Origin of the sequence: Bacillus sp. FJAT-14266, assembly GCF_001719225.1 — a bacterium.
In the GTDB taxonomy this organism is placed as follows: Bacteria; Bacillota; Bacilli; order Bacillales; family Bacillaceae; genus Bacillus; species Bacillus subtilis.
Window position 1 is genome coordinate 962,427 of sequence record NZ_CP017072.1, and the last position, 14,466, is coordinate 976,892.

10 protein-coding genes are annotated in these 14,466 nt (G+C 45.1%); 6 read left to right on the forward strand and 4 right to left on the reverse strand.

Features of this window, described 5'->3' with window-relative positions; genetic code table 11:
* Positions 1-79: 79 nt before the first annotated feature.
* The 4 genes from helD to BGM23_RS05010 all read left to right on the forward strand — a co-directional run bounded on the left by helD (position 80) and on the right by BGM23_RS05010 (position 8,400).
* The gene (gene helD / locus BGM23_RS04995; RefSeq protein WP_029725920.1) at positions 80-2,404 is read left to right on the forward strand and encodes a DNA helicase IV; all 2,325 of its coding nucleotides are present in this window, start codon (positions 80-82) and stop codon (positions 2,402-2,404) included.
* A gap of 170 nt (positions 2,405-2,574) precedes the next feature.
* Positions 2,575-4,392, forward strand: coding sequence for an assimilatory sulfite reductase (NADPH) flavoprotein subunit (locus BGM23_RS05000; protein WP_029725919.1), 1,818 nt, complete (start codon positions 2,575-2,577; stop codon positions 4,390-4,392).
* A 25-nt stretch (positions 4,393-4,417) separates the two neighbouring features.
* Positions 4,418-6,133, forward strand: coding sequence for an assimilatory sulfite reductase (NADPH) hemoprotein subunit (gene cysI, locus BGM23_RS05005; RefSeq protein WP_029725918.1), 1,716 nt, complete (start codon positions 4,418-4,420; stop codon positions 6,131-6,133).
* Positions 6,134-6,387: 254 nt separating this feature from the next.
* Positions 6,388-8,400 carry a Na+/H+ antiporter gene (locus BGM23_RS05010; protein ID WP_015714699.1) on the forward strand — a complete coding sequence of 671 codons (2,013 nt, stop codon included), beginning with the start codon at positions 6,388-6,390 and terminating at the stop codon, positions 8,398-8,400.
* Between the two features lie 44 nt (positions 8,401-8,444).
* Here the strand turns inward: BGM23_RS05010 and yvgO are convergent, their stop codons facing one another.
* Positions 8,445-8,930 (reverse strand): stress response protein YvgO, encoded by a 486-nt coding sequence (gene yvgO, locus BGM23_RS05015; RefSeq protein ID WP_003243913.1) that lies wholly within the window; start codon positions 8,928-8,930, stop codon positions 8,445-8,447.
* A 222-nt stretch (positions 8,931-9,152) separates the two neighbouring features.
* Between yvgO and pgoN the strand changes: the two genes are divergently transcribed.
* Positions 9,153-9,983 (forward strand): glyoxal/methylglyoxal reductase, encoded by an 831-nt coding sequence (gene pgoN / locus BGM23_RS05020; protein ID WP_015483687.1) that lies wholly within the window; start codon positions 9,153-9,155, stop codon positions 9,981-9,983.
* 30 nt (positions 9,984-10,013) lie between these two features.
* Here the strand turns inward: pgoN and modB are convergent, their stop codons facing one another.
* Positions 10,014-10,706, reverse strand: coding sequence for a molybdate ABC transporter permease subunit (gene modB, locus BGM23_RS05025; protein ID WP_121572477.1), 693 nt, complete (start codon positions 10,704-10,706; stop codon positions 10,014-10,016).
* Positions 10,678-11,460 (reverse strand): molybdate ABC transporter substrate-binding protein, encoded by a 783-nt coding sequence (gene modA / locus BGM23_RS05030; RefSeq protein WP_003228438.1) that lies wholly within the window; start codon positions 11,458-11,460, stop codon positions 10,678-10,680. Before modA ends, modB begins: the two co-directional genes overlap by 29 nt.
* Before the next feature lie 110 nt (positions 11,461-11,570).
* On the opposite strand from modA, the gene BGM23_RS05035 reads away from it, so the two are divergent.
* On the forward strand, positions 11,571-12,497 hold the full coding sequence (locus BGM23_RS05035) for a substrate-binding domain-containing protein (RefSeq protein WP_029725916.1): 927 nt from the start codon (positions 11,571-11,573) through the stop codon (positions 12,495-12,497).
* Between the two features lie 28 nt (positions 12,498-12,525).
* Here the strand turns inward: BGM23_RS05035 and BGM23_RS05040 are convergent, their stop codons facing one another.
* A complete protein-coding gene (locus BGM23_RS05040; protein WP_003228441.1) occupies positions 12,526-14,379 on the reverse strand; it encodes an LTA synthase family protein in 1,854 nt (617 codons plus the stop codon).
* Between the last annotated feature and the right edge of the window lie 87 nt (positions 14,380-14,466).

The window sequence follows — 14,466 nt, forward strand, 5'->3', positions numbered from 1 at the left end:
ATATATTTAATATACGTACCCAATTATATTTTACAGTGTTTCATCTATGTTTGTCAACTATTTTCTGGAGGTGCCGTTCATGAATCAGCAGGATAAGGAATGGAAGGAAGAGCAGTCGAGAATAGATGAGGTGCTGAAGGAGCTCGAAAAAAAAGAGCGGTTTCTGGAAACGTCTGCGGGCGGGTTGAAGCATGATATCATCGGATTAAGAAAAAGCTTTTGGGAGGATGTTAAGGTTAATTTTGATGATGCCCATGAAGCGATTGAAACGATGGCAAGCATTAAGCAGCAGGCAGAGCTGCTGTCTGATCGGGAACAGAATCATCGGCGCATGGATCAGCAGCTCAAACGAATTCATCAATTGAAAAAATCGCCTTATTTCGGCCGGATTGATTTTATTGAAAACGGCGAGGCGGAGGCAGAGCGAATTTATATCGGTTTAGCTTCCTGTTTGGATGAGAAAGAGGAACACTTTCTGATCTATGACTGGAGGGCGCCGATATCAAGTTTGTACTACAATTATTCTCCAGGAAAAGCGGAGTACGAGGTGCCCGGTGAAACGATAGAAGGGGAAATGGTGCTGAAACGCCAGTTTATGATCAAAAACGGCACTCTCAAGGCGATGTTTAATACCGATATGACGATTGGCGATGAAATGCTGCAAGAGGTATTAAGCCATCACTCCGATACCCAAATGAAAAACATCGTGTCTACGATTCAGAAAGAACAAAATCAGATTATCCGTAATGAAAAAAGCAAGATCCTGTTCGTGCAGGGAGCGGCTGGCAGTGGGAAAACATCGGCTGCGCTTCAGCGTGTCGCTTATTTGTTATACAGGCACCGCGGCGTCATTGATGCCGGACAAATCGTTTTGTTTTCTCCCAACTTCTTATTTAACAGCTATGTATCCTCTGTTTTGCCTGAGTTAGGAGAAGAGAATATGGAGCAGGCGACGTTTCAGGAATATATCGAGCATCGTCTTGGCCGCAAGTTCAAATGTGAAAGCCCCTTTGATCAGCTCGAATATTGCCTGACGGAAACAAAGGACGGCGATTTTCCAACAAGGCTTGCGGGAATCACATGGAAGGCGGGTTTATCCTTTCAGCAATTCATTGATGAATACGTCACACGGCTTTCTTCTGAAGGGATGATTTTTAAAAATATCATATTCCGCGGACAAAAGCTGATCACAAAGGAGCAAATTCAATCCTATTTTTACTCATTGGATCAAAATCACTCCATTCCGAATCGGATGGAGCAAACCGCGAAGTGGCTGCTGAGTGAGCTTAACAAGCTTGAGAAAAAGGAACGGCGAAAGGATTGGGTTGTTCATGAAGCTGAGCTGCTTGACAAAGAGGACTACCTGGACGTGTACAAAAAACTGCAGGAAAGGAAACGGTTCAGCGAGAGTACGTTTAACGATTATCAAAGAGAGCAGCAGCTGCTTGCCGCCATCATTGTGAAAAAAGCTTTCAAACCGCTCAAGCAGGCAGTCAGGCTCCTTGCATTTCTTGATGTTTCACAGCTGTATTTGCAATTGTTTTCTGGCTGGGGAGGGAAATTTCAGCATGAGAAGATGGCCGTGATAGGTGAGCTGACCCGTTCGGCATTTACGGATAATAAATTGCTCTATGAGGACGCGGCACCGTTTCTTTATATGCAGGATCTGATTGAGGGCAGAAAGAAAAATACGAAGATCAAACATCTATTTATTGACGAAGCCCAGGACTATTCACCGTTTCAGATGGCTTACATGAGAAGTATTTTTCCGGCTGCCAGCATGACAGTGCTCGGTGATATCAATCAGTCCATCTACGCGCATACCATACACGGGGATCAGCGTATGGATGCGTGCTTTGAGGATGATCCTGCTGAGTATGTTCGTTTAAAGAGAACATACAGATCAACAAGGCAGATTGTCGAGTTTACCAAAGCGATGCTTCAAGATGGAGCGGATATTGAGCCGTTTAATAGAAGCGGGGAAATGCCGCTCGTTGTCAAAACTGAAGGACATGAGAGCCTTTGCCAAAAGCTCGCGCAAGAAATTGGCCGGCTCAAGAAAAAAGGGCGCGAAACAATAGCCGTCATCTGCAAGACTGCGCAGCAATGCATACAGGCGCACGCCCACATGAGTGAATATACAGATGTTCGCCTGATTCATAAAGAAAATCAACCATTTCAAAAGGGTGTTTGCGTGATTCCGGTGTATTTAGCGAAGGGAATTGAATTTGACGCAGTGCTTGTCTATGATGCATCTGAAGAACACTATCATACAGAGCACGACCGCAGGCTTTTATATACTGCGTGCACCCGTGCGATGCACATGCTGGCAGTATTTTATACAGGTGAAGCCAGTCCGTTTGTAACCGCTGTGCCGCCTCACTTATATCAGATGGCTGAATGAAGAGAAGGGAGTCCTTCTCTTTTTTCTATTTACATGAAGCATAGCCGTTTTATCATTAGGATTCTTAATAGTTATCATCATGTAAATATATTTTACTTAAGCCTAGTATTCCGGTAAAGTTCAATTAGATGCAATTTTCGATCAGTTTATAACTTTGTGAGGTGGATACGTTGCAACTTCAGGTAATGAACAGTCCGTTTAATCAGGAGCAGGCAGAGCTCCTTAACCGCCTTCTGCCGACCTTGACCGAATCCCAGAAAATATGGCTGAGCGGATATTTATCCGCTCAATCTGTTTCCGCCCAAGAATCTGCGGGTGCGCCGGCGGCAGCTGTGTCTGCGGAAGCGGCGGCATCAGCCGTTTCAAAAGAAGTGACCGTTCTTTATGGTTCACAGACGGGAAACGCACAGGGGCTTGCAGAAAATGCCGGCAAGCAGCTTGAACAGAGCGGTTTTCAAGTGACCGTCTCATCCATGAGCGATTTTAAGCCGAATCAGCTGAAGAAGGTAACCAATCTTTTAATCGTCGTCAGTACGCATGGAGAAGGTGAGCCGCCTGATAACGCGCTGTCGTTTCATGAATTTCTGCACGGAAGACGGGCGCCTAAGCTTGAAGACCTGCGCTTTTCCGTTTTGGCGCTTGGTGACAGTTCGTACGAATTTTTCTGCCAGACAGGGAAAGAATTTGATCAACGCTTAGAAGAACTCGGCGGAAAACGGATTTCTCCGCGCGTTGATTGCGATCTTGACTATGATGAACCGGCAGCCGAATGGCTTGAGGGTGTATTGAAAGGATTAAATGAAGCTGGGGGCGGAAGCGCCGCGCCTGCGCCGGCGGCTGCGTCACAAACCGGTGAGTCTTCGTATTCCAGAACAAACCCGTTTCGGGCTGAAGTGTTAGAAAATTTAAATTTAAACGGCAGAGGATCAAATAAAGAAACACGCCATGTGGAGCTGTCTCTTGAAGGATCTGGCCTGACTTACGAGCCTGGTGACAGCCTCGGCGTCTATCCGGAAAACGATCCGGAACTTGTCGAGCTGCTCCTTAAGGAAATGAATTGGGACCCGGAAGAAATTGTGACGCTTAATAAGCAAGGTGATGTCCGACCGCTGAAAGAAGCGCTGATTTCTCACTATGAGATTACCGTTCTCACAAAACCGCTTCTTGAACAGGCAGCCCAGCTGACAGGGAACGATGAGCTTAGAGAGCTTTTAGCCCCGGGAAATGAGGAGAATGTAAAAGCCTATATTGAAGGGCGCGATTTGCTTGATCTCGTCCGTGACTATGGCCCATTTAGTGTATCTGCGCAGGAGTTTGTCTCGATTTTGCGAAAAATGCCTGCCCGCCTTTATTCGATTGCAAGCAGTTTATCCGCAAATCCGGATGAAGTGCATTTAACAATCGGCGCAGTCCGCTACGATGCGCACGGCCGTGAACGAAAAGGCGTCTGCTCGATTTTGTGCGCGGAACGTCTGCAGCCAGGAGACACACTGCCGGTTTATGTACAGCACAATCAAAACTTTAAGCTTCCGAAAGACCCTGAAACACCGATTATCATGGTGGGCCCTGGGACAGGCGTCGCACCTTTCCGTTCCTTTATGCAGGAGCGTGAGGAGACGGGAGCGGAAGGAAAGGCATGGATGTTCTTTGGCGATCAGCACTTTGTCACGGATTTCCTTTACCAGACAGAGTGGCAGAATTGGCTCAAAGACGGTGTGCTGACAAAAATGGATGTGGCGTTCTCACGTGATACGGAAGAAAAAGTATATGTGCAGCACCGCATGCTTGAACATAGCGCAGAATTGTTTGAATGGCTTCAAGAAGGAGCGGCTGTTTACATTTGCGGAGATGAAAAGCACATGGCGCATGACGTCCATCACACATTGCTTGAAATTATCGAAAAAGAAGGCAATATGAGCCGCGAAGAGGCGGAGGCTTATCTTGCCGATATGCAGCAGCAAAAACGCTATCAGCGTGATGTATATTGATTTGACTTGAAAGGAGTTTTTCAACATGGTGACCAAAATTCTAAAAGCACCGGACGGCTCTCCAAGTGATGTTGAACGCATTAAAAAAGAAAGTGATTATTTGCGCGGCACGCTGAAAGAAGTGATGCTCGATCGAATCAGTGCGGGAATTCCGGATGATGATAACCGCCTGATGAAACACCACGGCAGTTATTTGCAGGATGACCGCGACCTCCGAAATGAACGCCAAAAGCAGAAGCTTGAGCCCGCATATCAGTTCATGCTGCGCGTGCGTATGCCAGGGGGCGTCTCGACGCCTGAACAATGGCTTGTCATGGATGACCTGTCCCAGAAATACGGGAACGGCACATTAAAATTGACGACACGTGAAACATTCCAAATGCACGGAATTCTGAAATGGAACATGAAGAAAACCATTCAGACGATCCACTCAGCACTTTTGGATACGATCGCAGCCTGCGGAGACGTAAACCGTAACGTCATGTGTGCATCAAACCCTTATCAATCTGAAATCCACTCAGAGGTATACGAGTGGTCTAAAAAATTAAGTGATGATCTGCTGCCGCGGACGAGAGCATATCATGAAATTTGGCTTGATGAGGAAAGAGTTGCCGGCACGCCGGAGGAAGAAGTCGAGCCAATGTACGGACCGCTCTATCTGCCGCGGAAGTTTAAAATCGGTATTGCCGTTCCGCCGTCTAATGATATTGACGTCTTTTCACAAGATCTGGGATTCATTGCGATTGTCGAGGATGGCAAGCTGATCGGTTTTAACGTGGCAATCGGCGGCGGTATGGGAATGACGCATGGCGATACTGCGACATATCCGCAATTAGCCAAGGTGATCGGTTTCTGCCGGCCTGAGCAAATGTATGACGTTGCTGAAAAAACGATTACGATTCAGCGTGATTACGGCAACCGTTCTGTCCGTAAAAATGCGCGGTTCAAATACACAGTTGACCGCCTCGGTTTAGAAAACGTAAAAGAAGAATTGGAAAACCGTCTCGGCTGGAGCCTGGAAGAAGCGAAGCCGTATCATTTCGATCATAACGGCGACCGCTATGGCTGGGTGGAAGGCATCGAGGATAAATGGCATTTCACGCTGTTTGTCGAAGGCGGCCGTATAACGGATTACGGTGATTATAAGCTGATGACTGGCTTGCGGGAAATCGCCAAAGTTCATACAGGTGAGTTCCGGCTGACAGCCAATCAGAACTTAATGATTGCGAACGTTTCAAGCGATAAAAAAGAAGAAATCAGTGCTTTAATTGAACAGTACGGACTAACTGACGGCAAGCACTATTCAGCACTTCGCCGCAGCTCGATGGCATGCGTCGCTCTTCCGACCTGCGGATTGGCAATGGCCGAAGCAGAACGTTATTTGCCGACCCTGTTAGATAAGATTGAAGAGATTATTGACGAAAACGGCCTTCGTGATCAGGAAATCACCATTCGCATGACAGGGTGTCCGAACGGCTGTGCACGTCATGCACTCGGTGAGATCGGATTTATCGGAAAGGCGCCGGGCAAATATAATATGTATCTTGGCGCTGCGTTTGACGGAAGCCGTTTAAGCAAAATGTACCGTGAAAACATCGGTGAAGCAGACATTTTAAGCGAGCTGCGCATCCTTCTTTCCCGCTATGCGAAAGAACGTGAGGAAGGCGAGCACTTCGGTGACTTTGTCATCCGCGCGGGCATTATCAAAGCAACAACTGACGGTACGAATTTTCATGATTGAGAAAGAAAGATGAGAGACAGGGAGTAGCTTCCTGTCTCTTTTTTCTGTAATTTGCTCTGCTGCAAAAAAGTTCACTGTGAGCATATTATGAGAAAAAATACCCTAAAAAGGGTACTATAAAAGAAGACAAGTGTGGAGAGAACTCCTGCGAAACCACATAGCGTATGCAAGGCCACCCTAGCTCAAGGGCTTTTAGACAAACAGATTTTTTGGCTCATCATGCCGACACACAACAGACGAAGGAGGTCATGCATTTGGACATATTTTTAGTTGTGCTCGTATTATTAACGATTATTGCGATTTCTAATATCGTGAACCGGTTTATTCCGTTTATTCCGGTGCCGCTGATTCAAGTGGCTCTTGGGATTCTTGCCGCCTCATTTCCACAGGGTCTTCATTTTGAATTAAATACCGAATTGTTTTTTGTTCTGTTTATCGCGCCTCTGCTATTTAATGATGGAAAGAGGACACCGCGGGCAGAGCTTTGGAATTTAAGGGCTCCGATTTTATTGCTTGCACTCGGCCTTGTATTTGCGACTGTGATTGTAGGCGGCTACACGATTCACTGGATGATTCCTGCTATTCCGCTGGCAGCGGCCTTTGGACTTGCGGCCATTCTTTCACCGACTGATGTCGTCGCTGTCAGCGCATTATCAGGAAGAGTGAAAATGCCAAAAGGGATTCTTCGCCTGCTGGAAGGTGAGGGGCTGATGAATGACGCATCAGGTCTGGTGGCCTTTAAGTTTGCGATTGCAGCGGCAGTGACTGGTGCATTTTCATTAGCACAAGCGGCTGTTAGCTTTGTCTTTATTTCTCTCGGAGGCTTGCTGTGCGGGGTTGTCATTTCATTTTTGATTATTCGTTTTCGCCTATTTCTGCGCCGCCTTGGCATGCAGGATGTCACGATGCATATGCTGATTCAAATTCTGACGCCGTTTGTGATTTATTTGGCAGCTGAAGAAATCGGCGTTTCCGGCATTTTAGCTGTTGTAGCTGGCGGTATTACCCATGCGGTTGAACAGGATCGTCTGGAATCAACGATGATCAAGCTGCAAATTGTCTCCTCAAGTACGTGGAACATTATTTTATTTATTTTGAACGGCCTGGTCTTCGTTATTCTCGGCACGCAAATCCCTGATGTTATTTCTGTTATCTTTAACGACACTGCCATCAGCAACATGAAGGTGATCGGCTATATCCTAGTCATCACATTTACGTTAATGCTCCTGAGATTCCTGTGGGTGCTGTTCTTCTGGAACGGCAAATGGTTCTTTAATAAAGATCAGAACATCTATAAACCGGGTCTTCGTTCGACGCTGTTAATTTCGATTTCCGGTGTGCGTGGAGCAGTAACGCTTGCAGGTTCTTTTTCCATTCCGTATTTCCTGGAGGACGGCACGCCGTTTCCGGAAAGAAATCTGATTCTCTTTTTAGCAGCCGGCGTCATTTTATGCACGCTTGTCATTGCTACCGTTGTGCTGCCGATTCTGACTGAAAAAGAAGAAGAGGACGAGGAACGAAACAAGAAGCTGCTGACGGCGAGACGCAAATTGATCAAAACAGCCCTTCAAACGATTAAAGAGGACATGAATGAGACAAACAAAACGGCCTCTCTTGCGGTGATAGCTGAATACAATGAGAAAATGAAAAATCTTCGTTTTCAGCAATATACATCGTCTAATCGCATCAAAAAGCACGAGCGTAAAGTCCGTGCCCAAGGGGTTAAGGCAGAGCAAGAGGCGCTGATGAAAATGCTGGAGCGGGGAGACATCCCGGAAGAAACAGCAAATGTGCTGCAAGAACGATTTAACGAGTTGGAAATTTTGTATGCGAACCCGTTTAAAGTCGGATTATCAAAAACAAGGCTCAAGAGGCTGATGTATTGGATTTTCTTCGGTGAACATAAAAAGCCGGAGATGTCGATTTTAAATGAAGCGGGATTGATACGGGCAACAAGAGTGAAAACGGCAAAAGCAGCGATAGAATATCTGGAAAAACACAAGACGGAAGAGCATAAAGAAGTGTTTTTATCTGTCATTACATTCTATAAGCAGTTAATTTTCAGGCTGGAGCACAGCCATCATGAGCTGAAATCAAGCGCCCATTTTGAAAATCAGAAGCTGGAAGTGAAGCTGAAGGCTGTACAGGCGATCAGAAATGAAATTCAAACACTTTTCGAGGAAAGAGAAATTTCCCGGGACATCTCCCATGAGCTTCGCCAATACATTAATGATGTCGAAGCCGCCATGCTTGAAGGCGGCGAATAAATGCAGCAAAAAAGCTGGCGTTAGAGCGCCAGCTTTTTTCTATATTAAGGGCGATGAAATGCGACAGTGCTGCCATCCCGGTCGAACCAGCCTCTGAAGGCCCAGTTGATCCAGCCGCCATCGCCTTTGTTTGTAAAGGTTCCGTCTTCAAATACCCAAATGCCATACGTAATGCCGTCGTAAACGGCTGAGCCGTAAAATTGCACACCGTTCAAATGATCTTCATATTCCTGGCTTAAATTAAAGACCATGACGTTATATTTTTGGCCGGACGCGTAGAAGGAAGACTCCATGAGGTTTTTCACAAAGCCATCCCTATTCTGTGCGGATTTGATGGCATCAGCGATCTGGTTGGCAATTCCAAGTACATCCAGGTTGACGTTTAAACCTACATCAGCGGCAGTTGTTCCAGCAGTAGTTGTCTGCGACATCTTCGGAGCAGGATTTTCTTCAGCGGAAGCAAAGGACAAAGGGGCAATTGTCAAAGCGGCACCAAGAGCAAGTGTCATTGGGATACGAATACGTTTCAAGTTGTTTCCTCCTTTGTTTTCATTTGGTTACACTACACGCATACCCTGCTCAATGTATTTGTAATCTCAATATTGTTAAAATAGGAAAAAAATAGTGTTTGACTTTGCGTGTGCTGTGAAAAAAGAAGCAAAAAGAGGGTCTTAAGCGTATTATTGGTATCGGCTGAGAGGAATGTGAGATAATATAGACGCTTACATTTCAGTGAAAGGGTGGATGTTCAAGTGCCAACAAGTTTAAAAGATACTGTAAAGTTACATAACGGAGTTGAAATGCCTTGGTTCGGTCTGGGTGTTTTTAAAGTAGAAAATGGTAATGAAGCGACTGAATCAGTGAAAGCGGCAATTAAAAATGGTTATCGCAGTATTGATACAGCAGCGATCTACAAAAATGAAGAAGGCGTTGGCATCGGGATTAAAGAATCCGGTGTGGCAAGAGAAGAGCTCTTCATCACATCAAAAGTGTGGAATGAAGATCAAGGCTACGAAACAACGCTTGCTGCCTTTGAAAAAAGCCTGGAAAGATTACAGCTTGATTACTTAGATTTATATTTGATCCATTGGCCTGGCAAAGATAAATATAAAGATACATGGCGCGCGCTTGAAAAGCTGTACAAAGATGGCAAAATTCGCGCGATCGGCGTCAGCAACTTCCAAGTTCATCATTTAGAAGAGCTGTTGAAAGATGCTGAAATCAAACCGATGGTGAACCAAGTTGAATTTCACCCTCGTTTGACGCAAAAAGAATTAAGAGATTACTGCAAAGCGCAAGGCATTCAGCTGGAAGCGTGGTCTCCGCTCATGCAGGGACAGCTTTTGGATAACGAAGTGCTGACACAGATTGCTGAAAAACACAATAAATCTGTGGCTCAAGTGATTTTGCGCTGGGATCTGCAGCATGAAGTTGTAACCATTCCAAAATCCATTAAAGAACACCGTATCATCGAAAACGCTGATATTTTTGATTTCGAATTGTCTCAAGAAGACATGGACAAAATTGACGCATTAAATAAAGATGAGCGTGTCGGTCCAAATCCTGATGAGCTTCTGTTTTAATCAAAAAACTCCCCGTTACGGGGAGTTTTTTTAGTGCGTTTTTTTCTGTTGAATGAAAAACAGCATCAAAAAGGAAATGACAACAATACAGACGACCCACGCCCAAGCAAGGGTATTGTTGCCGGAATCCAATGCGACATATATCGCCGTCGGCAGTGTTTGCGTAACACCGGGGATGTTTCCTGCAAACATGAGTGTTGCGCCAAATTCTCCGAGCGCCCGCGCAAGGCTGAGGATGCTTCCGGTCAGTAACGAAGGATAGGCAAGCGGGACGGAGATATGGATAAACACTTTCCATCTGCTAGCGCCGTCTACCATTGCCGCACCTTGTATATCGGGATCAATGTCAGCAAATCCGGTTTTGGCTGATTGGTACATAAGCGGAAAGGCTACAACAGCCGAGGCGATCACAGCGGCCCACCAGGTGAAAATGACAGGCTGCTGGAAAATCCACTCGATGGCTTGTCCGATGAGGCTGTGCTTTCCGAAAATGACGATCAAAATAAAACCGACAACAGTAGGCGGAAGAACGAGCGGAAGCATAAAAAATGTTTCGAGTGCCGTTTTTCCGAAAAATGATGCCCGTGACATCCATGCTCCAGCAAGTGTTCCGAGAATAATGACAACAATTCCGGCAACTGCCGCCACCTGAAAGGAAAGCGCAACGGGTGTGAAAAATTCTGAAGCGCTTATGCTACTCGGCAGTAAAGCCATATTTCTCAAATACTTTCATTGCTTCATCAGATTGCAGGTATTCGTAAAATTCCTTCGCTTCCTTACGGTGTTTTGTATCTTTTACGATTCCTAACGGATAGACAATTGGGCTGTGTGTATCTGCTTTTGCCTCGTCAATAATGTTGACCTTTTTCGAGACCAGGGCATCTGTTTTATAAACAATACCTGCGTCTACATTGCCGGTTTCAACATAAGAAAGAACTTGGCGAACGTCTTTTCCATACACAATTTTATCCTTCACTTTGTCCCATAAAGACAGCTTTGTCAGTGATTCTTTCCCATAAGCTCCTGCCGGTACGGATTCCGGAGTGCCAAGGGCGATTTTTTCTGATTCAGCCAGATTGCTGAAGCTTGTCACAGGTGAATCTCCGTTTTTCGGTACGACCAGCACAATTTCATTACCGACTAAATCAGTGCTGTCTTTTTTTGCGATATCTCCATCATCCACCAGCTTTTTAAATTTATCCTCAGCAGCTGAGAAGAACAGATCTGCTCCTGCTCCTTGAGAAATCTGTTTTTGCAAGGCGCCGGAAGAGCCATAGTTATCTTGGATGGTAATATTTTGATGCTCTTTTTCATAATTTTTTTGGATTTCCTCAAGTGCATCCTGCGCGCTGGCGGCAGCTGAGATGGTTAACGTTACTTTTTTCTCGCTGTCCGTTGAAGACTGGTTTGAAGAACAGCCTGCTGCAAGGAGAAAGGCAGTTAAGGCTGCGATGAAAATAGAATACTTCTTAAACATGATTGCACCCCTTATCATTAGATATAACTAATTATAACTGATTATGTTTGGTTTATGTGGGTTTTTTTACATTCGGCGAAAAGGTATAATAAAATAGGAGAGTGATGATGATGAATGAAACCTCTTCCTATACGATAGAAGAAGTTGCAGGTCTGCTGAAGGTATCAAAGCTGACCGTTTATGATTTGATTAAAAAAGGCGTGCTGCCTGCTTATCGTGTCGGAAGGCAGATGCGTGTGGATGAAGAAGATTTAAAGCAATATAAAACGAATATGAGAATGTCTCAGCCCATCGCTGCAACAGAAGCGCCGAAACAGGTGCAGGAGGCTGAGCCGGACGGCAGACGGAATGTCATGATCAGCGGACAGGACATTTCGATGGATCTTCTCAGCAAGCATTTGGAGAATGCCATTCAGGAGACGCCGCTCCGTAAATACAAAGGAAGCTTAAACAGCCTGATTGATATGTATCAAGGCAAGTGTGACATTGTCAGCCTCCATTTGTACGATGCAGAAACTGGCCAGTATAACGCGCCTTATGTGAAACGGATCTTGACAGGTGAACCGTTTTGTCTCATCAATGTCGTTCTCCGCAAAGCAGGACTGTATGTGCAAAAAGGGAATCCGAAAAACATTCAAGGCTGGAAAGACTTGAAAAGAGCCGATATCCGGATCATCAACAGGGAAAAGGGTTCTGGCGCAAGGGTGCTCCTTGATGAACAGCTTGGCTTGCTTGGTGTGAATCCGGCTGATGTAGTGGGATATGGCGATATCGTGACTGATCATTACGCTGTCGCTTCACAAGTTTCAAGCGGACAGGCTGACGCGGGAATCGGGGCGCAGCACGCGGCACATATGGGCAGTGTTGATTTTATCCCGCTCATCGACGAACAATATGATATTGTCGTTTTGAAAAAACATGAGCAGCTGCTGAAGGCCGTGAAGGAGATTTTGAATTCTGAGGAATACAAGGCGAATTTGTCTCAATTAAACGGCTATGAAACGAAGCTGACTGGCAAGGTGATATTGGAAACGTAAAAAATCCCTCTTGATAGAGGGATTTTTTTCATTCGGAAAACCTGAGCAGATCACCATTTAAAATTTTATCAGAGAGAGACAGTTCTTCGTTTGCTTTCTCCTTATAAGGGAGGCACGCATCCTGATTTTCCAGCACTTCACCTGTTTTTTGGCTATAGCACGTGTTCTTTGTGTATATATAATCGTTCGTAATAAAGCTGCCGTTTCGCAGAACGGCGAATGGGGTGCGGTCGCTGGACAGCAAATCATTGCCGAATTGGATATCGCCTTTTGTCTCAACGCCGAGTAAATGCATCAGTGTCGGCCTGACGTCGACCTGCCCCCCGGCATCAGAGATGGTTTCCGGCTGTTGATCGGTGATTCCCGGGATATGTATGATAAACGGCACCCGCTGGAGCTGAACGTTGTCATACGGTGTGATTTCATCTTTCCCTAAAAACTCAGCCATTGCCTCGTTATGGGCTTCAGAAATGCCGTAATGATCTCCCATAAATACGATCATCGAATTTTCGTATAAGCCTTCGTCCTTCAGTTTTTTGATAAAATGCTTTAATGCCTCATCCTCATAGCGAACCGTGGTCACATAGCGGTTTAACAGATCACTGCTTGAATCGAATTCATCTATCAGCTGATCCTTTTCATCAATCTCAAACGGAAAATGATTCGTTAACGTGATAAAACTGCTGTAGAACGGCTGCGGCAGGCTTTTCAGCTTTTCGGCGGACTGCTCTAAAAATTCTTTGTCTTTTAAGCCCCAGCTTGTCGATGTCCCGGGAGTGACATGAAAATCATCAACATCAAAAAAGCGGTCAATGCCAAATGTATCGTACATGACATCTCTGTTCCAAAATGTTTTATGGTTAGCATGAAAGACGGCTGAATAATAATCGTGCTGCTTCAGCGATTTATACATCGTATGAAATTGATGGTCGCTTTTCGTGAAAAAGACGGCGCCGCTAAGGGAAGGATACAGTGAGTTAGCGACGATAAATTCTGAATCTGATGTTTTTCCTTGTTCTGTTTGCTGATAGAAATGATCAAAGGAATAGCTTTTTTTAATGAGATCATTCATAAATGGGGTAATTTCTTTTCCATTTACTTTTTCATTCAGAACAAAGCTTTGGGTCGATTCAAGTGTTACAAAGATGACATTGCGCCCCTTTGCAAGACCGAATTTGCTTTGATCAGGCTTGCTGTAATCAGCCTCTGTGTAGTTTTTAATGGCAGTTATACTGTCTTCATCGGCAAAAGCTTTCGCGCTGATATTAACAGTCTGAGAAATTGTATCGTAAATATGGAACTGAAACAGGCCGATGCTTTTGACTAGCATTTCTCGGTCAAAAGAATGTGCCAAAAGCTTCGGCTGCTGTACTTCTGCAAGTGCCAGCGTGCATAAAAGCATGCCGCAGGAAGCTGCATAGTACCGTTTGATCGTGCGGGGAGCGGCTTTTGTCTGTGGGTGTTTGGTTTTTCTGGCGAACAGCAGCAGAAAAACCAAATCCACAAACAGGGCGATAAACAGAGGATGGAACAGTTCTTTTACACTGCTGCCCATATCGCTCATGTTGCTGGCCTGAAATAAAACCGGAATGGTAATAAAATCGATATAAAAGCCGTAAAAAATCGTATTAGAGATCAAGATAACAGTCAGAACCAAATTGGCAATCAGCAAAAAGGCCCGCTGCTTGTTTTCTTTTAGAAGCAGGCCGATACCGAATAAAGGAAGAATAAAGCTGAGCGGGTTGACCAGCAGCATTAGCTCCTCCAACAGAGTATCGATTTGCAAATCAAAGCCGAGTTTATATATCACATACGTTTTGATCCACATAAATAAGATCGAAAAACATAAAAACCGCTGATTGTGAAAAAAGGTTCCTTTCATCAATATGACTCCTCACGTTTTCTTGATCATCTGCATGAAATGCTTCTTAAGTAAAACCTACTAAAAACAGCCGGTTCAGACAAGTCT

What these genes read in the sequence shown, in the direction of transcription:
- helD (WP_029725920.1), top strand. Translation starts at nt 80, where the DNA reads ATGAATCAGCAGGATAAGGAATGGAAGGAAGAGCAGTCGAGAATAGAT.
- cysI (WP_029725918.1), top strand. Translation starts at nt 4,418, where the DNA reads ATGGTGACCAAAATTCTAAAAGCACCGGACGGCTCTCCAAGTGATGTT.
- modA (WP_003228438.1), bottom strand. Translation starts at nt 11,460, where the DNA reads ATGTTTAAGAAGTATTCTATTTTCATCGCAGCCTTAACTGCCTTTCTC.
- BGM23_RS05035 (WP_029725916.1), top strand. Translation starts at nt 11,571, where the DNA reads ATGAATGAAACCTCTTCCTATACGATAGAAGAAGTTGCAGGTCTGCTG.
- BGM23_RS05040 (WP_003228441.1), bottom strand. Translation starts at nt 14,379, where the DNA reads ATGAAAGGAACCTTTTTTCACAATCAGCGGTTTTTATGTTTTTCGATC.